The 18,508-nt window shown below is 68.3% G+C and carries 17 protein-coding genes; 12 read left to right on the top strand and 5 right to left on the bottom strand.

Annotation, left to right across the window (positions count from 1 at the left end; translation table 11 throughout):
* Positions 1-46 precede the first annotated feature (46 nt).
* The 7 genes from ACIGAN_RS26425 (at position 47) to ACIGAN_RS26395 (ending at position 8,963) form a co-directional block, all read left to right on the top strand.
* A complete protein-coding gene (locus tag ACIGAN_RS26425) occupies positions 47-298 on the top strand; it encodes an acyl carrier protein (protein WP_399861190.1) in 252 nt (83 codons plus the stop codon).
* The gene (locus ACIGAN_RS26420) at positions 295-1,530 is read left to right on the top strand and encodes a beta-ketoacyl-[acyl-carrier-protein] synthase family protein (protein ID WP_399861187.1); all 1,236 of its coding nucleotides are present in this window, start codon (positions 295-297) and stop codon (positions 1,528-1,530) included. Before ACIGAN_RS26425 ends, ACIGAN_RS26420 begins: the two co-directional genes overlap by 4 nt.
* A gap of 35 nt (positions 1,531-1,565) precedes the next feature.
* Positions 1,566-3,728 (top strand): methyltransferase, encoded by a 2,163-nt coding sequence (locus tag ACIGAN_RS26415; RefSeq protein ID WP_399861185.1) that lies wholly within the window; start codon positions 1,566-1,568, stop codon positions 3,726-3,728.
* A complete protein-coding gene (locus ACIGAN_RS26410) occupies positions 3,725-4,654 on the top strand; it encodes an acyl-ACP desaturase (protein ID WP_399861182.1) in 930 nt (309 codons plus the stop codon). The genes ACIGAN_RS26415 and ACIGAN_RS26410 overlap by 4 nt, the downstream gene beginning before the upstream one ends.
* A gap of 743 nt (positions 4,655-5,397) precedes the next feature.
* Positions 5,398-6,648, top strand: coding sequence for a gluconolaconase (locus ACIGAN_RS26405; RefSeq protein ID WP_399861179.1), 1,251 nt, complete (start codon positions 5,398-5,400; stop codon positions 6,646-6,648).
* Positions 6,649-6,680: 32 nt separating this feature from the next.
* Positions 6,681-8,012: a hypothetical protein gene (locus ACIGAN_RS26400; protein ID WP_399861177.1), complete on the top strand. Its 1,332-nt coding sequence runs from the start codon at positions 6,681-6,683 to the stop codon at positions 8,010-8,012.
* A 597-nt stretch (positions 8,013-8,609) separates the two neighbouring features.
* Complete coding sequence (locus ACIGAN_RS26395) at positions 8,610-8,963, top strand: hypothetical protein (RefSeq protein ID WP_399861175.1); 354 nt, start codon at positions 8,610-8,612, stop codon at positions 8,961-8,963.
* 212 nt (positions 8,964-9,175) lie between these two features.
* On the opposite strand, the gene ACIGAN_RS26390 is transcribed toward ACIGAN_RS26395, so the two are convergent.
* Both ACIGAN_RS26390 and ACIGAN_RS26385 read right to left on the bottom strand, forming a co-directional pair.
* Complete coding sequence (locus ACIGAN_RS26390; RefSeq protein WP_399861172.1) at positions 9,176-9,907, bottom strand: hypothetical protein; 732 nt, start codon at positions 9,905-9,907, stop codon at positions 9,176-9,178.
* 365 nt (positions 9,908-10,272) lie between these two features.
* The gene (locus tag ACIGAN_RS26385; protein WP_399861170.1) at positions 10,273-10,776 is read right to left on the bottom strand and encodes a hypothetical protein; all 504 of its coding nucleotides are present in this window, start codon (positions 10,774-10,776) and stop codon (positions 10,273-10,275) included.
* Positions 10,777-11,093: 317 nt separating this feature from the next.
* On the opposite strand from ACIGAN_RS26385, the gene ACIGAN_RS26380 reads away from it, so the two are divergent.
* Together ACIGAN_RS26380 and ACIGAN_RS26375 are read left to right on the top strand one after the other, a co-directional pair.
* Positions 11,094-11,750: a hypothetical protein gene (locus ACIGAN_RS26380; protein ID WP_399861167.1), complete on the top strand. Its 657-nt coding sequence runs from the start codon at positions 11,094-11,096 to the stop codon at positions 11,748-11,750.
* On the top strand, positions 11,747-12,124 hold the full coding sequence (locus ACIGAN_RS26375) for a peptidase inhibitor family I36 protein (protein WP_399861165.1): 378 nt from the start codon (positions 11,747-11,749) through the stop codon (positions 12,122-12,124). The genes ACIGAN_RS26380 and ACIGAN_RS26375 overlap by 4 nt, the downstream gene beginning before the upstream one ends.
* A 360-nt stretch (positions 12,125-12,484) precedes the next feature.
* On the opposite strand, the gene ACIGAN_RS26370 is transcribed toward ACIGAN_RS26375, so the two are convergent.
* Together ACIGAN_RS26370 and ACIGAN_RS26365 are read right to left on the bottom strand one after the other, a co-directional pair.
* Positions 12,485-12,694: a DUF6207 family protein gene (locus tag ACIGAN_RS26370; protein WP_399861162.1), complete on the bottom strand. Its 210-nt coding sequence runs from the start codon at positions 12,692-12,694 to the stop codon at positions 12,485-12,487.
* Positions 12,695-12,782: 88 nt separating this feature from the next.
* On the bottom strand, positions 12,783-13,376 hold the full coding sequence (locus tag ACIGAN_RS26365) for a thermonuclease family protein (RefSeq protein WP_399861159.1): 594 nt from the start codon (positions 13,374-13,376) through the stop codon (positions 12,783-12,785).
* A gap of 755 nt (positions 13,377-14,131) precedes the next feature.
* Between ACIGAN_RS26365 and ACIGAN_RS26360 the strand changes: the two genes are divergently transcribed.
* Positions 14,132-14,281 (top strand): hypothetical protein, encoded by a 150-nt coding sequence (locus tag ACIGAN_RS26360; protein WP_399861157.1) that lies wholly within the window; start codon positions 14,132-14,134, stop codon positions 14,279-14,281.
* 252 nt (positions 14,282-14,533) lie between these two features.
* Here the strand turns inward: ACIGAN_RS26360 and ACIGAN_RS26355 are convergent, their stop codons facing one another.
* Positions 14,534-14,998 carry a MarR family winged helix-turn-helix transcriptional regulator gene (locus ACIGAN_RS26355; RefSeq protein WP_399861154.1) on the bottom strand — a complete coding sequence of 155 codons (465 nt, stop codon included), beginning with the start codon at positions 14,996-14,998 and terminating at the stop codon, positions 14,534-14,536.
* A 57-nt stretch (positions 14,999-15,055) separates the two neighbouring features.
* Here ACIGAN_RS26355 and ACIGAN_RS26350 point away from each other — a divergent pair, with 57 nt between their 5' ends.
* The gene (locus ACIGAN_RS26350; protein WP_399861152.1) at positions 15,056-15,922 is read left to right on the top strand and encodes an SDR family NAD(P)-dependent oxidoreductase; all 867 of its coding nucleotides are present in this window, start codon (positions 15,056-15,058) and stop codon (positions 15,920-15,922) included.
* A gap of 171 nt (positions 15,923-16,093) precedes the next feature.
* Entirely contained in the window at positions 16,094-18,328 is a 2,235-nt protein-coding gene (locus tag ACIGAN_RS26345) for an MMPL family transporter (RefSeq protein ID WP_399861149.1), read from the top strand.
* Positions 18,329-18,508 lie beyond the last annotated feature (180 nt).

Here is an 18,508-nt window from a genome sequence, read left to right as displayed (position 1 = left end):
GCCTACGCATCTCACAACCGACCTACGAGAGGAAGGACCCGGCACCATGTCGGACACCTACGAGATCATTCGTCACACCCTGACGACTACCTTCCGTATCCCCGGGGACGAGGTCACGCCCGAGTCCACCCTGGAAGAGCTGGAGATCGACTCGCTCGCTCTGGCCGAGTTCGCCCTCATCCTCGAACAGAAACTGGGAGTGAAGCCGCACAGCGAGCACACGACCCGCACGTCGCGGCTGGCCGAGATCACCCAGTACATCGACGAGCAGCTGGCCCTGCGGGTGGCGGCCCGGTGAAGTACCCTGCGATCGCGGTAACCGGTCTTGGACTTCTCACCCCTGCCGGAGAAGGAGTCGCGGCGACCTGGCACGGGGTGAGCCAGGGACGCTCTACGGCCGCCACGCATGACCCCCTCCTTGCGGGGCTTTCCGCGGATTTCTCCTGCCGGGTGCCCGGCCACGAGGCACTTGACCGACAGATCGGCCGCCGGGCTTGGCGGATGGGCCGCCATGCGAAACTCGCCGTGCTCGCCGCCCGCGAAGCGGTGCAGGACGCGGGACTCGACCCTCGGGTCTGGGACGGCAGCCGAGTGGCCGTGGTTGTCGGCTGCGGCATGGGCGGCACTGAGAAGTGGGAAGAACAAAGCATCCTGCTCGACCAGAACGGCCCCAACGCGGTGTCCCCGGCGTCCATTCCCGTCATCGTCCCCAACCTGGCCGCCGGTGAAGTCTCCATGGACCTCGGCGCCCGCGGCCCGAGCCTGGCACCTGCCACCGCCTGTGCCTCCGGTGCTACGGCCCTCGCCACCGCGCGCGACCTGCTCACCCTCGGCGCCTGCGACATCGCCATCGCGGGAGGTACCGAAGCAGCCGTCAGCCGCATGACGACAGCAGGATTCGCCGCAATGGGAGCGCTGTCCCGCCGCACCAAGGCCGTCACCGCAGCCTCCCGCCCATTCGCCGCGGACCGGGACGGCTTCGTCATGGCGGAAGGCGCCGGAATCCTCATCCTGGAGCGAGCCACCGACGCCGTGGCCCGTGGTGCCCGACCACGGGCACTCCTGGCCGGATGCGGCAGCACATCCGACGCATACCACCCCACCGCGCCTCCGCAGGGCGCACCGGGTGCCGAACGCGCCCTGCGCGCCGCGCTTGACCAAGCGGCGCTCGACTCGTACGACATCGACCACGTCAACGCCCACGGCACCTCCACAGTCCTCAATGACGCGACCGAGGCCGGACTCATCGCCCGTGTTCTGCCCCACCGCCCGAGCGTCACCGCCCCCAAGGGTGTGCTCGGCCACACACTCGGTGCCGCAGGCGCCATCGAGGCGGCCCTGACCGTCCTGACGATCCAGCACCACCTGGTGCCGCCCATCGCCAACCTCCAGGCCCCCGAAGCCGAGTTCGACATCGACTGCGTCACCAAACAGCCGCGCCGGCAAGAAGTCCGCGTCGCAGCGAGTCACTCGTTCGGATTCGGCGGCCACAACGTCGTACTCGTCCTCACCGCCTGGGCGCAGACCTGAGACCGCAAGCCGCCGGCCTCGCAGGAAGGACCAGGATGATCAGCAATCCCACCAACGAGCAGTCCTGTCTGCCCGGCCCCAGTCACATCGCGGTCCACGCTCGCGACAGCATCACCCGGCTCGTGTCCGACTGGCGGCAACTGCGCTGGGCACACGCTCACAACCTTTCCAAAGAATGCACCGCTCGTGCCGTGGCAACCGCCCTGGCGAAACTGTGCGCCGATCCGGCAGTGCCGTTCAAGACGGACGACCTCGTCGAAAACGGGATGGACGCGCGGCACAGCCGACTTCTCACCCTGCTGACACCCCTGCTGCGCCGGTATGGGTTCCTCGAGCCACGCGACAACAGCTCCTGGCAGCTGACAGCAACAGACTTCAACCTCCCCGAAAGCCTGTGGCGCGGAACGATCGCGGCACCCGCATTCATTTCCCAGTTCGCCATGGGTGCCTACCTGGCCGAGCACCTCGAACACGTCCTGCGCGGCCAGCAGGACCCACTGATGCTGCTGGTGCCAGAGCCCGTGCGCACCATGCTCGGGTACTTCTACGATCTGGCTCCCGTCTGCCGCTTCCACAACCGCCTTGCTCAGGCCCTGCTGCAGCAAATCGTCCGCCACCAGCCAACCGGCCAGCTCCTGCGCGTGCTGGAAGTCGGCGCCGGCACAGGCGGCCTGACAGCTGCCCTCCTGCCGCTACTGCCGCCCGCTGCCCACTACACCTTCACCGACGTGGCCCCCTCCTTCCTCACGAGGGCACAACAGCGCTTCGCCGCCCACGAACGCGTCGAATACCGCACGCTCGACATCGACCGCGATCCCGCAGAACAGGGCTTTCGCCCATACCAGTTCGACCTCGTCGTCGCGGGCAACACCCTGCACACCGCCAAAGACCTGGAGGCGACCCTGTGCCACCTCCGCACCCTGTTGGCCCCTGGCGGCCACCTGCTCGGCGTCGAGGCACACGACCCGGAAATCCTGGCGCTCGTATTCGGCACCCTGGACAGCTTCTACGGCCATACCGACAAGGCGCTGCGTCCGTCGTCCTTGCTCCTTGCCCGGGATCAGTGGCCGGGCCTGCTGGAACGGTGCGGATACACCGATGTTGTCCAGGTCGGCGACGACGCGCTTCCCCTGTGCGAGCAGTTCTCCACCTTCCTCACCGCCTCTCCCCGCACGTCGGCCCGTCTCCACCACCACGCGCACCCTCACGGGATCCCGTCGGCGCGGACCGACGATGTCCGCGAAGGGCACCCCCAGCATCAACACGCGCTCACACTCGGGCTCGGCGACCAAGGACCGGCCTACCGGCTCCAGTGGAGCGCGACCGCCTGCCCGCCGCCCGGCCCCGGCGAGGTTCTCCTCGACGTCCACGCCACCGCACTCAGTGACCTGGACATCGCCTGGGCGACCGGCCGCATGCCGGAAGCTGCCCCGTCTCGCAGCACGCCCAGCCACAGCAGCGCCGGGGTGATCACGGAATGCGGCCCCGGCGTCACGACGTTTCGGCCCGGCGATCGCGTTGCCGGTCTCACCACCCATCATCTCGCCTCCCGGATCGTGGCCGACGCGCGGTTTCTTCGTCCCATCCCAGGCAAGCAGTCCTTCACCGAGGCGTCGACCTGGCCATCGACCTTCACGGCTGTCCGCCATCGCCTCAGCCGCCTGCCTCACCGTCCCGTTGTCCTCCACCGAGCCACCGACGGCACCGGCCTCGCGGTTCTCCAGTACCTCCGGGCACAGGAAGCCGATGTCATCGCCATTGTGACCAACGACCTGCATCGCGCCTTCCTACGCGGTGTCGGTGTCAGACACGTGTCGGCCGCTGCCGACCGGACACTGGCCGCCGAGGCCCGGCTTCCGGACCCCACCCAAGCTCCGGAAGCCGACGAGCCAGCCGTGTCCGACTCCGTCCCCTTCCGTGCCGATACGGCGGCTCCATGGCTCCTCCCCGACGACCCGGAACGCCTCGACCGCCTGCTGACGGAAGTCACCGATCTCGTCGCCCGACGAAGACTCCATCCGCTGCCCCACTTGGCGTTTCCCGCCGCTCGCGTCACGGAAGCGTTCGCACTGCAGCAGTCAACGCACAGCATCGGCATGGTCGTCATCACCTTCGATCCCCTGGACGAACCGCCGGCGCCGCCCTTCCCGCCACAAACGGCGACGACGATCCAGTCCCTCCGGGAGACCCTCGCATGACCGGCCTCACCGATAACGCCAAGATCCTCCTCGACCTCGAACCTGTCGCCGCCGACGCGTTGGACGCCCACCTCGCGAACAGCACCGACTGGTACCCACACCAGTACATCCCATGGAGTCAGGGCCTCGACTACGAAGGCGTCATAAACGGCCGCCCGTGGGAAGCAGCAGACCAGCGCCTCAACGCCGCATCCCGCGATGGTCTCCTCTACAGTCTCCTCGCCGAGGAGAACCTCCCCAGCTACCACCGGGTCATCGCCAACGGCTTCTCGATAGACGGCGCCTGGGGTACCTGGGTCCACCGATGGACCGTCGAAGAAAGCCGCCACAGCACCGCCCTCCGCGACTATCTGATCGTCACACGCGCAATCGACCCAGTCGTACTCGAAGACAACCGCGCCGCTCACGTACAGCACGGCTACGAAGCCGACTATGACGGTGACGTCCTGGCTTCACTCGTCTACGTCACCCTGCAAGAACTCGGCACCCGCGTCGCCTACCAGGGAATCCGCCGCCTCTGCAACGAGCCCGCCTGCGACGCCCTGCTCAACCGCATCGCCCACGACGAGAACTGCCACATGCTCTTCTACCGCGCCGTCCTCCAAGCCGCCATGCGCATCGACCCGGATCGGACGCTCCAAGGCATTGCCAAGGTCATGGCCAACTTCAGACCTCCCGGACATGCAATTCCGGGATACGCCCGGTTCGCCACCTCCATGGCCCGTTCCGGTATCTACTCTCCGAGCATCCACCACGATCACGTCCTTGTGCCCCTCACCCGCACGCTCAGAGCGCTGGACACAACCGGCCTCACCGGCACGGGCCGACAAGCCCAAGAACGGATCGCGGTACTTCTCGACGCCTCCGCCCACCGGGCACGCCGCTACGCCGAGCTCAGCGCAGACATCCGCTCCTCGACCACATGACGCAAAGGGCTGCCCCAGATGCCGTGCGTTAGGGGGCGCACGCAGCGGTAAAGCTCGTGAGTCGTCCCACAGCAGTTCGGCCGGCAGGGACATGCGCACCCTCGTTCGCGAAGTGAAGGCGTGCTTCGACCCTTCAGCCACCGGCCGGGTCCGGTTATGCGAGACGCTCGTGGCAAGGTCAGTGACCTTGCCACGAGCGTCTCGTTGCACGAGGCATGATCGGCTGCACAACGACTGTCCTGGGCGGCGTTCTTATCACTACTGCAGCCGTCGCTGTTGCTCCACCTCGGCCGGAGGTATCGGCGACTTTCTTTCACCCGCCTTTGGCACTGTCTGCGCGAACCGCAGTGCGGGGACCCGCGCGGACGGCGCCACCACACTCATGGCACCGGCGCGGCGTACGGCAACATAGTGGCTGAATGACGTGGGCCCTCTGAAGACATACGAATCGTCTTTGCGAGTGCTGCCTCGCGAGGAATGATCCGACTTGGAGTGACTTCGGTACACCTTGCGCAACTGCCGGGGATGTCCTCTGTCGCTCATTCCATGTCATCTCGGTTGTCAGGTGATCCTTTAATCTGGTGAGTACCGGCGTGCCGTCGACGTTGAGCCTTGCTTCCGTGCGCCGTCGATTGGGCGGTCGTGTACGGATGTTGTTCACCGCAGCCGGGTAGCACAGCTGCGTAGACGTGATCCGGAATCAGCACACTGCGGCATTCCTGCCGCACAAGGGGGATTGCAATATGGGCACTTCTTCGGCCGCTGGAACCTCCGCCAGTGATCCCGCCGGCGAGGGCAGTGAACACGTGGTGGGGAAAACCTTCAAGCCCACAAGGTTCATGCGCCATCCGCTGACACGGAAGAATCAGAGGGAACTCGATATCCTCACCAGCGAGCCGCCGCCGATCCTGGAAAAATGGCAGGAGTGGGAACGGGCAAGCGAGCAGGAGCAGAAGCCTGAGGGCTGGGAAAGCATTTCCAGCAAGTGGGAGAGGGTGAGAGGGAAGGTAAAGAAGCAGTCCCCCGATGAACAGGATCGGTGGATCGCTCCTGTGGGGTTTTCCATCAACAAGGTGACGTACGGAACCTTTCCTTCGGGGGACTCCGCGCACGCGCGTGGCTGGACCACCTATATGAACATGGGTGTGCCACTCATCGAGGAGCGCAGCGACATCCAGCAGCCCCCTCCCGACGTGATCTACGAGAACACGTTCGTCAACCGGACGGACCCCCGGCCGGTGACGTGGACGGCAGCCTTCGAATTTTCGATCTCCAACACGATCAGCTGGTCGCTGCAAGGGCAGGCGCAGCTCACGTTCGGGGCGAAGAGCACCGCGTCACTGCAGCAGCAGTTGCAGAGCAGTATGTCGGCGAGTGAGTCCAAGACGATCACCCTGAAAAACAGCAGGGACAACCAGGGGGTGGACGTGACCTCCCAGGCCCAAGCGGCGAGCACGGCCACGGCCACGGCCACGGCCACGGGTACTGGAGAGCTTTCGGAACAGCTGATGCTCGGCATCAGCGCCTCTGTGAGCGGTTCGTTCACCACCCAGTTCAAGGGCTCGTTTTCGGTCAGCGGGACGGTGGGTAGCCGGGCGGTCGTCAGAGCCACGCAACGGCGGAAGGTGAGCAAGTTCGACTACGAGCTTCCCATCACGCTGGGCGGTTGGGTCGCCCTCTACTACGAGGAGCCGGTGGAATACGGAAGCATCACTAATATCGGGGGAGTAGAGGACGACAAGGGACGCACGCGTGCACAGACCCGCGGGAAAAGTGAACAACTTCCGGACAACGACTACTACCGGGTCATTGCGCGGGCCGTCGACATTCTCGAACTGATTGGGGACGGCAAGGAATACCTCACGCGAAAGGGGCAGGCGGAGATCCTTTCTGTCCTCGCTGGAGAGGCCGAGGTCTTTGAACTAGAGAAACTCCAGCTCGGCGACGGGAACAGCGATGGTGTCGGTAAGGAAGCGCCGTTCTACAAACGCTGACTTCGCGCCTACCGAGAAAGAAAGGCAAACGCATGCCCGACAGTGAGAACGGTTCCGACAACAGCAAGGAAGCCCGACCCCCGTCCAAGTCCCCTTTCGTCAACGGTTTCGGCAGCGGCAAGGACCGGGCCAGTGATGCCGAGAAGTCCACGGAGGCGCTCAGGGGGTGCACCCCCGGCGCCGGGAGCGGCGACTGGGACGAGGACGAGGAGAGCGTCTCGGGGGACGTCTCGGCGTTCGTACACGGGCTGGAGGCCGGCCGCGACCCTTGGCACCCGCGTCAGACGGCTCATGGAGCGCTGCACGTCATGAGCCACTTCCTCGGCCCCCACTTCAGCAGTTTCCAGACAGTGGCCGACGACCAACGCCAGGTCAGCGAGGATCCCGGATCGGCATCCGGCGTGGCGGCGTCGGCCGTTGCCTCCTCAGCCGCGCAGAAGACCTTCCGGCAAGCGGCGAAGATCCGCGACGAAGACCGGCCAAGCGTCAGCGAGGAAGCAAGAAGGACGTTGGCCCGGATCTCTTACCAGACCGAGGGTGCAGTCCTGGTCGCCGACGGGATGACGCACATCCTGGGCGTCGCGGTGGACCCCTCGCTCGGCAAGGCGTACACCGTCACCGAGACCGGCAAGTTGTACAGCGTAGACCTCACCACCAACACCAAGCACCGGATCATCACCAGCGGCGATTCCAGCAGCAGTCTCGGCCTGCCCAGCGGCCTGGCACTCGACGACCACGGCGGTGCCTACATCACCGACAACAGCGGTGCCTCCGGCCGCCTGCTGCGGGTGAACCTGACCAACGGCCGCATCGAGGCGATCGCCGCGATCCCGTCCGCCTGCGGCGTCGCGCTGGACCACACGGCCAACAAGGCCTACGTCACGTCCTTCAACGGGAAACTGTGCGAGGTCGACCTGCACACGAAGACGCAACGCACCATCATCAGTGAGGGGTTGGGTAGCTCCACCTCCGCGGTGGCGCTGGATGGGCGGGGAAAGGCTTACACCGGTAACAGGGACGCCGCGGGAAGCATGCGGCAGATCGACCTGCGGGCCGACACCCCGGCCCCGCAGACGATGCCTGTGATCTCCCAGTGGTGCAGCGGCGGCATCGCCCTCGACATGACAGGCAGGGGCAGGGCATACGTCACCGACCACGTGAACGATGTCCTATACACAGTCGACTTGGCCACCGGCAAGGAGCGCGAGTCGGTCAAGGCCACCGGCGCCTTCTCCCCCCTCGGTATCGCGCTGGACGACCTCCACGGCCTGGTCTACGCCGGAACCTGGGAGGGCCAGCTGTGGCGGTTCCCCCTGCGCGTACTCCAAAGCCCCGAGCTGATTGAGATCACGACACGGGTGTAGCGCCGTTCGCTGCAGGTGGGGGCGGTGCCGGGGCACGGGGCAAGCACGCGCTTCAGTCATGCCACCTGCCCTCCACCTGACGCCGCGTCCGTCGGCATGGCCGCCTTCCGAGAAAACGAAGACCGCTCCCTGCTCACGGCGCTGGTGACAACGACGGTGCCTTGGTCGGCATCTCACGGTGGAGCAAGGCCGACATGGCCCGCCCCGCGATACGTACCAGTCATCCGCCCAGTACGTGGGAAGGCAAGGACGCCAGGCCGTCCCCCATCTCCTGAGGCGGTTTAGTACCCGAGTCCTCCTTGATGTCCTGATTCCGGCTTGTCCGTGGTGGTGGGACGAACCGAGGCGGAGGCGGGGAGGGGAGAGAGAGGACACTCATCCGAAGGTCAGCTCGATCGCCCGCGCTGTCCGGCCGGTCGCATGCACCGCCTCGCCCCCTCCATCCCGCAGGACGGGCACCTGCGAGGCAAAGGCACGGCCGACCGCAGTGCAAAGTGCCTGTTTCCGTCGGCCGGACGACGCTCACAGATGAACTGATTCCGACAGATCGTCCGTCGCCGAACGGTGTCGGCCGATGAACAGCATCGTTAACCGGGCATGATCAAGCAGGTAAAAATTGCGGTCGGGGTTGCTGCGGCTGTTGTGGGCGCAGGCATTGGCGCTGCGGGACCGGCGTCAGCCGGTGGTATCGGCGACTTCCTCTCTCCCGCTTTCGGCACCGCCTGCGCTAACCACCACACTGGTGCTCGCGCCAACGGCACCACCACCCGCGGCACCGGCGCTGCCAACGGCAACCTTGCCGGCATCCCGCTCGGCGGAGCGCTCAACCAGTGCGGCGGCGCCGACGCACCGGTCGTAGTCCAGGACGTGGCCGAGGCCGTCACCGTGGAGGACATCCAAGTGGGCCTCGTGAATTTGCAGGACGCCCTCAACCACAATGCCCTCAAGTAGAAGAGATTCAACATTCGCAGATCGCCTGTGCTGCTGTGGGGCACTGAGCGGGGCGAGGCCGGCCGCGGGGGCAGCACCAACTGACGGCAAGTGGGGCTCGATCCACACCAAGGCCCTACACGAGAACACCGCGGCCGCCTCCGCGCTCAACAACGAGCTGGTAGCCGCTGAAGCCTGCGAGACGTTGGAGCTTGCGACCGAGCCGCGCACCGTCACCCCGGGGCGCCGGTCGGCGATGGAGATTGCCGGGGTGCCGCACGAGCTGGACCGCCCGGCGCAGCGACCAGATCGCCGCCTGCCTGGCAGAGCTGGAGCACGAGTACGTCACCGCCGTCGACGACGACGGCGAGCTGAAATTCCTGCCCGTGGTCTCCATGCGGGCCCGCGCCAAGATGAACCAGATCACCGCCCGCAAGATCCGTCCGCCCAAGCAGAAGACCCAGCCGCTCGCGCAGCTGCGCGCCTGGTGGCAGGTGAGTGCGATCCTCACCTGCAAGGTCGCCGCCGACGTCATCAACTCCCTCCTCGAGCACGCCCGCGCCGCAGCCGCAGCGATCCGGGCCCGCGTCGCAGCCGCAGTCGACGTCGCCCTGACGGCCGTCGACATCACCGCGACGGTGCTCGTGATGAACGAGGGACGACCGTGCCGTCCTCGCCGGTGTGGTGGTGCGCGAGAAGCTGCGCACCACCATCTCCGCCATCGCCGTGCGGGGCCGGGCGTACGACGTCGTCGCCCACCAGCGGCGGCGCTGTCCGAGCAGCTCCTCGCGCCCGGGTCGGCTGACCCCGAGCACGACGACCAGGAGCCGGAAGCCGGTCGCATGGAGGCGATCGACGTGACAGCGCTGCGGGCCCTGCGGGCATCCCGCACGGACGTGGAAGCCCCTCAATCTCACCGCCGACCGGCTGCGCCGCATCCAGAAGGCGGCCACCAAGATGGTCAACGACTCCCGTGCCCGCGCGGACCGTCACACGGCACAGGCCGCCGCTGGTGCGGTGCGCCCGGACGACCAGCAGGCGCATCAGCGGCAGGAGCCCGGACCGCACCCCGGCAGGGAGGGCCGGCCACTGAGTTGATTCGGTTCGCTGCGATACGGCGGCTCCGTGCAGACCACTCGTCCGGAGCGGCGACGTACGTCGGGGCCGTCCGGCAGGCGGGGCAGAGACGAGGCAGGGCGGAGGATCAGGTCCGTACTGCCGGGCCGGTCCGGTCATGTCCTTGACCCTGCGATGTCGGTGCGGCCTTGCTGCGGTGCCGGTGACTCCTCGGCACCGCTCAGCTCTGGGGAGCGGAACCGCTTCGCGTGGGTCACCCGACCTCGTGACCGCGCAGCAGGTCGGGACGGGCCTCGGCGAGGGCAAAGGCCCGCCGCAGCGGCTCGAGCAGTTCTTGGTCGATACGGTAGACGCGGGTCTGCTCGTTGCGCTGCAGTAACTTCGCGCCGGTGCGCGGGCCCCGGCGGCGCACGACCGCCTGCACGCTAACCAGCGTCCCGCCGATCGCCGACCGCGGGATCTGGCCGGCGAAGTACTGCTGCACCGAGTCGTAGCTGGCTTGGCCGCCAATGTCGACGATCCGCCGGATCACCTGCCGGGCACCGGGCATCAGCGCAGCGATCACGTCGAAGAGCAGCCGTTCGCTCCAGCCGTTTCCAAGGTCGTCGTCACTCAGCTCGCCCGGTTCGGGTCCTGGGTAAGGTGTCGATGCTTCCGGCCAGGTCACGGGAGTCACGGGGCGCTTGCCATAGGCCGCCTGCACCGCGGCGATCGCTTGCTCATAGGTGTCTGTCTCGGTGTTGATCGTCAGCCGCACGTCGCCTCCTCAGTGGTCTGCAGCGTCATCCATCCCTGCCGTCGGTCAAACCGTGGTCGAAGTCGATCCCGGGCACGAGTTCGGCGGCGGCGCCGAACCGCGAGCAGACACGACCGCGTTTCTTCTTGACCATGGCCGCTACTCACGAGGAATGCACGTTGTCGGCCAGGACCGCACGTCCGGCTCGATACCGGGTTGCCCGCGACGGTGGGCAGCGCGCAACCGAGCTGTGAGCGCTGACGAGTTGGCTGCACCACGTCCCTGGTTTCCTCGGCTGCCGCCGTGCCCTCGGCACCAAGGTGATCGTTTGAAGCAATGTGAAGATCAACGCTTCCTCGGTGCGGGCCATGGGCCGGACCGTGGTGGCCGCCGCGCTGCCGGTGCTGCTCGCTGCGGCCTGTACGGCACGGCCTCACCCGGCCCCGCCTCTGCCCGCCACGGAGCGGGGCCGTAGTGACCTGATCGCGACCGCTCAGCAGGTCCTCGTGGACCGGTGCCTGCACGCCCGTGGCGCCGCCGGGCCGCCCCCGCGCCAGGAGGTGCTGTTCGGGACTGGCCCTGCCGAGCTGTCGATCACCCTCACCACCGGATATACCGTCCGTGCTCACACCGACGGCTGTCTGGCCGAAGCGCACCGTTATCTCTACGGCGACCAGAAACGTTGGTTCCGCGCCGAGGTCACCGTCAACAATCTGCGCCCCGAGGCCCAGCTCGGGCTCCGTGACGATGCCGACTACCGGGCCGCGCTCTCCCGCCGGGCCGCCTGCGACGACCACGACACCGCCTGCATCCGGGCGAGTGGACTCAAGGCGCTGCGGACCCGGCTGGAGCCGGCCCGGCTGGCACAGGTCCGCGCCAAGCACCGCGACGACCTCATCACCTATGACCGCCTGCGCGACCGCGCAGTGCAGCGCGCGGCCGGCCTTCTGGCCGACCGCCCCACCACCCAACGGAAAGGCAACCCGTCCTCATGACCGGCAGCAAGCTGTTCACGTCCGCCGCAGCGGTCTTCCTCGCCCTCACCGGCAGCCTCGCCGGAGCTGCTCCGGCCGGCGCGGCCGACTGCCCCAGCGGGCACTTCTGCGCCTGGGAACACAGCGACTACCAGGGCCAGCGGGCGAATTGGCACGGTGACGACGGCTGGTGGGAGGGCCACATCGCCGACGCCGACTCCTCCTGGGCCAACCACGGCATCACAGGCCCGGGTGTCCCCGCCTTCGTGCAGGTCTACGATGACGCGTGGCAGGGCGGCCAGATGACCATCTGTCTCGCCCCCGGCCAGGAGGTCCACTGGAACGGCGTGGCCAACGACCGCGGCGACTCCCACCGATGGGCCCATGGCTGCTGACCGCCGAGACACGCGGCTAGAGGGCTGCCGTCCTCGCGCAGCCCTGGGACCATAAGCTCACTGCCGCCCGCCTCGACGCCGCCGCGCCGCCGGAGCCGCAGGCTGGAGCCGAGCTGGATCGGGGCCGCGGCTGGTTCCGCCGGCGAACCTGACCGCACAACAACGCTGTGCGGTCAGCGTCGCCAGGCCGCACAGCGGACCGGCCCCGAAGTCACCGCACCGCCGGGCGGGACAGGCGAGCCCACGCGGACCGGCCGACACCAGCCCCCCCGGCGGTCAGGGCGGGGCCGGGAGCTGTGCCAGGGCCGGACCGAGGCAACAGCCGGGGCGCTCTGTTTGAAATGGCCGCCGCCCGTAGCGCTACGCGTCAGGCGCTTGACGCAGGTCCAGGAAGCAGCGCAGCCGTACACCGGGCTCGCCGGGGGCCCGGGTCGTATGGTCCGATGGCGCGATGGCGCATCGCGCGCCGAGCAGCTCCTGGACGGCGAAGGCGGTGTCGTCATCGGCGGCCGCGACTTCCACGACCGCCAGGCCCGGCACTGCCACGTGTGACTCGTTGATCTGCTTCATGCCTGGCACGACGTCTGGGCGCCGCGGCAGGTTCTGCCGTGCGGGGGTCTTCACCCGGCCGGGTATGCCGCCGGGCGCGGCCGGCCGATCAGTTGGCGTCACAGCCGATGCCGTCGCCGTCCCGGTCAAGGCGGTGCGGGTCGTCGGGGCCGACCCAGACGGGGCCTGGCAGGTCCGAGCAGTCCACATCGGGCGCACCGGCGTCAGGCCCGTCCGGGAGGTCTGGGCGCGCCGGGGTCTCCGGGGCGGAGACAGGCGAGTGCGGGGGAGAGGAGGAGACCTCCGGCTGCTCGGGGCAGGCGGTCCACAGGCCGGCTCCGGCCTGCTGGGCGGCGTCCTCAGCGTCGGAGATCCTGGTCCAGTACTTGTCGTTGGGCGGGTAGAGGACCGCCTCGGCGTGGCCGCTGCGAACGAGGGACTGGTTGACGAAGGTTCCCTGCTCGTTCCACACATACAGCAGATACCGGTCATAGCGGTCGGTCAGTTCGACGTCCCGTTCGACGCGGATGCGGCTGCCCGGGGGCAGGAGCGTGGTGGTGCGGGCGGTGGCCTCATCGGCGAAACAGGCACCTCGCTCCGGGGTATCGATCTCCAGAAGCCGGACCCGGGCCACGGTGTCTTTCGGCAGGACCCCGCCGTCGCCGCGCACTTCGAGGGTGTCACCGTCAACAACGCGGAGCACCACCCCGCCCGTCGGAGCGGTCGAGGGTGGCTTGGGTTTCGTGGACGGCGCGGCCGCGGGCTTGTCGGAGGGCTCGGCAGGTGGCTTCGTCGTACCTGCGAGCGAGCCGGGGTCAGGGTTCTCGGACGGCTGAGTCGCGGAGGCCTCGGTCGGTGCAGGCTTGCCGGACGTGTCCTCCTGGCTCCCGTCAAGCAGCGACCCGAGGCCGCCCATGAGGACAAGAAGGCCGAAAAGGACGAGGATTGCGGTGATCCAGGGATGCTTGGGGCCTCTGGGACCACGCGGGCCCTGGGAAACCGGACGCCAGGGCTGGCCGCGCCGGTCGTTCGCGTCAGGCGGCGGAGAAGGGCACATGGCGCCCTCCAGAGGTGAGAAGTGCTGTTTCCAAGTACAGCACTGGCTCGGCGCGACCGCCTTCCGATAAGCCTTGGAGGGCTGCAGCCCCGCTCGTCAGGAAGCGGACTCGGTACCTCGGCAAAGTCGGATGCGGGGCGAGGTGATGTTCAGGGGCCGGCGGAGTGTTGGCTCCCGTCCGGCTACTTCGAGGTGCCGGACGGGAGCGGCACGGGGCCCTCCTGGGGTTCCTTGAGCACGAGGGAACCCGCGCGCCTTCCAGACGGGAAGGTGTGACGCTCAGGCGTCCCCTTCATGGTGCCCGTCCCCGGGCGGTAGCTGTGCAATTGCATGGATGATGATTGGAAGCGAACGATCCCCAGTGCGGTTTCAGCCCTGGTGAGGGACAAGTTGACCCCACCGTGCTGGGACACCTCGCCGCGGTCGTGGCGCTGCTGCCCTCGCTCGGCCTGCTCGTGCAGCAGCTCGCCGCCGCCGCCCACGGCCCCGGCGCCGCGCCCGCACGGGCGCCGGCACCGGAGCCGGCCGGGCCCGAGGAGGCGCAGCGATGACCTCCACCCCTCAGGACGACCTGCCCGATGACGTGCCGGACGCCCCCTTCTCGGTAGCTCCCGAAGACGACGACACACGGCCGCCTGCCGCGCCCCAGCACCGGAGCCGGACCACGTCCTGGTCCAGTCCGCGGCACCCGACGCGGAGTCCGCCACGGCCTGTCGCGAGGCAGCCTTCGCCCACGCCGGGGCGCGCATCCCCCAGACCAGCCCGAAAGGCCAGGTCAAAGGGAAGTGCTGATGCGCCGCGTGTCAGCCGGTACGGTCGTCGGTGATGGCGGTGTTCAGGTGCGCGAGCAGGGCGTCAAGGGTGGCCAGTTCGTGCGGTGCGAGCGAGCCGAAGTACTGCCTGAGTGTGGTCATGCCCGCTTGCTCCGCGGCGGCCAGTGCTGTGCGGCCGGCGTTCGTCAGGGCGACGATCTTGCGGCGACGGTCCCCGGGGTCGCCGGTCCGGAGGACCATGCCGAGGCGCTCAAGGCCCTCCACGATCTGGGTGACGGAGCGTGGAGCCTGGCCGAGGGAGGCGGCAAGCTCCGCTTGGTGGAGCTGGCCGTGGTCGGCCAAGGCCTGAAGGACCTTGGTGCGGGACAGGGAAAGGCCGGCGGTCGCCAGCATGTGCTGGTCGACCTGTTCGCGCAGGCTGTACGCGAGGGTAAGAAAGGACAGTCCCACCTGCTCCGGAGGGTTGTCCGGCGTTGGCGATTCGTGCTGCTCCATGGTTCGGGTATCCTCGCACAACAGCATCATGAGGTACCTCATGAAAGGGGTTGTGGGATGGATCGTCCCGTCGCCGTGATCACCGGAGCCACCTCCGGACTGGGCCGCATCGCCGCGTTCGAGCTGGCCCGCCAGGGCTACCGCATCGGCACCGTGGCCCGCTCCCGCAGCAGGGCGGAGGCACTCGTCACCGACCTGAAGGCGGTGACCGACGAGCCCGTCGACGTCTTCCACGCCGACCTCGGCCTGCTTTCCGAGGCCCGCCGCGCCGGCGAGGAGATCGCCGCCTGCTACCCGCGTGTGGACGTCCTGGTCAACAACGCCGGTCTGCACGCCTTCGCACAGCGCGTCACCAGCGAAGGCCTCGCCGAGATGACGGCGGTGAACTACCTCGGCCCGTTCGTCATGACTGCAGTGCTCACGGCGAAGCTGGGCGCCTCGGCGCCGGCCCGGATCGTCAACGTCGCCTCCGAAGCATCACGGCAGGCCGAAACGATCTCCCCGGCCGAGGACCTGCGGCGCACCGAGCCCTACACCCGCCGGGAGTCGATGTCCTTGTACGGGCGCACGAAGCTGATGACCATCATGTGGACGCAGGAACTGGCCCGCCGCCTGGACGCGGACAGGGTCACCGTGAACTGCTGCGACCCCGGCTTCAATGCCACCGGCCTCGGCCGGGACCTGCCCGGCTCCGCGATCCTGCAGCGGGTGCTGAACACCCTGCACATCGGCGATCCCCGCAAGGGCGCCGGCATCATCGTGCGACTGGCCACCGACCCGGCTTTCGCGGGCACCACCGGCGGCTACTTCTCCGCCCGCGGCGCCCGTCCCTTGCCGTGCCCCGAGCCCGGCCGGGATCCGCGCGTGCAGCGGGAGCTGTGGGACGCGACCACGGAACTTCTCGCTGCCCATCCGGTCGGCTGAGACCCGAATACCCGACTCGAGGAGGACACCGCCCGGTACTGGGGTACTGCCCCGGGCGCGGATTGGTCCTCCAGTAGCTCTTTTCGGCCGCACCTGACGCCTACGTTCATGGGCGGAGCCTGTCGGGCTCACCCTCACACATCCGTTCCTCTCCTGGTGGGAGTGCACTTCGTGGCCACCTTCCTCTACCGGCTCGGCCGGCTCGCCTTCCGGCGGCGTCGGCTGGTGCTGCTGGCATGGATCGCGGTGCTCGTCGCCGCGGTCATCGGCGTCAGCGGCGTGTCGGGCAGCACGACAGACGACTTCACGCTTCCCGGAACCCAGTCGCAGCAGGCCATCGATCTGCTGCAGAAGGAGTTCCCCCAGGCCTCAGCTGCCGGTGCCACGGCCCGTGTGGTCATCGAGGCTCCGGACGGGCAGAAGCTGACGTCCGCCGCGCACAAGCAGGAGGTGGCATCCCTGGTCGCCCACTTGCGCAGAGCGCCACAGGTGGCGAGCGTGATCGACCCCTTCACCGGAGGCCTGGTCAGTTCCTCGGGCAACATCGCCTACGCCCAGGTGACTTACGCCGTCCCGCAGGCCGACATCACTCCCGCCGCGTCGGACGCCCTGCACGAAGCTGCGGCCAAGGGCGAGAAATCGGGCCTGAGGGTAAGCCTCGGCGGCAACGCCGTGCTGGAGGAGGAAGGCAGCAACGCCGCCGAACTCATCGGCCTGCTGGTCGCCGCCTTCGTTCTGGTCATCACCTTCGGCTCGCTGGTCGCGGCCGGACTGCCACTGCTCTCCGCGATCATCGGCGTCGGTATCGCCCTGTGCTCCATCACGGTCGCCTCGTCGTTCGTCGACATGGCCTCCAACGCGCAGACGCTGGCACTCATGCTGGGGCTGGCTGTGGCCATCGACTACGCCCTGTTCGTCGTCTCCCGCTACCGGACAGAGCTACGTGAGGGGCACACGCCCGAGGAAGCCGCCGGGCGTGCACTGGGGACCGCGGGCTCGGCGGTGGTCTTCGCAGGCCTGACCGTCATCATCGCGCTCGCCGGTCTGAGCGTCATCGGCATCGCGATGCTCACCACCATGGGCCTGGCCGCTGCCTTCGCCATCACCGTCGCCGTGCTGGTCGCGCTCACCCTCCTTCCCGCCACGCTCGGCTTCACCGGCACCCGCGTGGCCGACGGCCGTCTCACCACACGCCGCGTGCGGGCCGAGCAACGCGGCCGGCGCGTCACCATGGGTGTCCGCTGGGGCCGCTTCGTCACCCGCCACCCCTGGAAGATGTTGCTGGCCTCCGTCGTCGGCCTGGGCGTGCTGGCCATACCGGCACTGTCGCTGCGGCTGACCCTGCCCGACGACAGCATGGCCGCCCCCGGCAGCACGCAACGCGTGGCCTACGACACGCTCAGCAAGGGCTTCGGGCCGGGCTTCAGCGGTCCGCTCACCATCGTCGTCGACGCTCGGGACAGCGAACACGCCAAGACCGCGGCTACGGACACCTCCGCCATGCTGGACGGTCTCGACGATGTCGCCACCGTCCGGCCTCCGGTCTTCAACGAAGCCGGTGACGTCGCTCTGATCACCGCGGTGCCCAGCAGTTCGCCCACGAGTCAGGAGACGGTCGATCTGGTCGCTGACATCCGCGAGCGCAGCGACGAACTGGAGCAAGGCAGCGGCACGCAGGTGATGGTGACCGGCACGACGGCACTCAACATCGACGTCTCCGCCGAACTCGGTGACGCGATGGTGCCCTACCTGGCCGTCGTCGTCGGCCTCGCGCTGATCCTGTTGCTCCTCGTGTTCCGCTCGGTCCTGGTCCCGATCAAGGCCGCGGCCGGCTTCCTGCTCAGCATCGTCGCCACCCTCGGAGTACTGGTCGCCGTGTTCCAGTGGGGCTGGCTCAAGGACGTCTTCGGCATCGATGAGACCGCCCCGATCGTCAGCCTGCTGCCCATCCTGCTGATCGGGGTGGTCTTCGGGCTGGCCATGGACTACGAGGTGTTCCTCGTCTCCGGGATGCGCGAAGCGTACGTCCACGGCGCCGGCCCCACCGAGGCGATCATCACCGGCTTCCGTCACGGCGCCCGCGTGGTCACCGCCGCCGCCGTCATCATGATCTCGGTGTTCGCCGGTTTCCTCCTGGACGACGTCGCCCTGGTGAAGTCCATCGGCATGGGCCTTGCCACCGCAGTCCTCTTCGACGCCTTCGTCATCCGCATGACCCTTGTCCCCGCCGTGATGGCCCTGCTCGGTGCACGGGCCTGGGCACTGCCCAGGTGGCTCGACCGCCTCCTGCCCGACGTCGATGTGGAGGGCGCGAAGCTGCGCCAGGTTCTGGCCGAACGCGACCACCAGTCCCGCATTCCCGTACAGAGCCACCAGGAGCCGGCGACGCCCACCCCCCTCGGGTAGGCGCATTCCCGCACCGACCCCGCCTGCCGCCACCGTCCCCCGGGGTGCGGCAGGCGGTCCCCGGGGCCCGGACAGCACACGGTGCACCGCACATCAGCTGTCCGGGCCCCGCCCGCCCCCGTCCGCCGGTTCATCCTCCCCACGGAGAGACGGGCAGCCCGCCCGGACAACGTAAAGGCC

Source organism: Streptomyces sp. NPDC085931, assembly GCF_044540565.1.
GTDB lineage: Bacteria > Actinomycetota > Actinomycetes > Streptomycetales > Streptomycetaceae > Streptomyces.
Note: the sequence above shows the minus strand (reverse complement) of the source record. Positions and strands in the feature narration are given on the sequence as shown.

Coding starts and splice junctions, on each gene's coding strand:
- ACIGAN_RS26425 (WP_399861190.1), top strand. CDS start 47: ATGTCGGACACCTACGAGATCATTCGTCACACCCTGACGACTACCTTC.
- ACIGAN_RS26415 (WP_399861185.1), top strand. CDS start 1,566: ATGATCAGCAATCCCACCAACGAGCAGTCCTGTCTGCCCGGCCCCAGT.
- ACIGAN_RS26410 (WP_399861182.1), top strand. CDS start 3,725: ATGACCGGCCTCACCGATAACGCCAAGATCCTCCTCGACCTCGAACCT.
- ACIGAN_RS26405 (WP_399861179.1), top strand. CDS start 5,398: ATGGGCACTTCTTCGGCCGCTGGAACCTCCGCCAGTGATCCCGCCGGC.
- ACIGAN_RS26400 (WP_399861177.1), top strand. CDS start 6,681: ATGCCCGACAGTGAGAACGGTTCCGACAACAGCAAGGAAGCCCGACCC.
- ACIGAN_RS26395 (WP_399861175.1), top strand. CDS start 8,610: ATGATCAAGCAGGTAAAAATTGCGGTCGGGGTTGCTGCGGCTGTTGTG.
- ACIGAN_RS26375 (WP_399861165.1), top strand. CDS start 11,747: ATGACCGGCAGCAAGCTGTTCACGTCCGCCGCAGCGGTCTTCCTCGCC.
- ACIGAN_RS26370 (WP_399861162.1), bottom strand. CDS start 12,694: ATGAAGCAGATCAACGAGTCACACGTGGCAGTGCCGGGCCTGGCGGTC.
- ACIGAN_RS26355 (WP_399861154.1), bottom strand. CDS start 14,998: ATGGAGCAGCACGAATCGCCAACGCCGGACAACCCTCCGGAGCAGGTG.
- ACIGAN_RS26350 (WP_399861152.1), top strand. CDS start 15,056: ATGGATCGTCCCGTCGCCGTGATCACCGGAGCCACCTCCGGACTGGGC.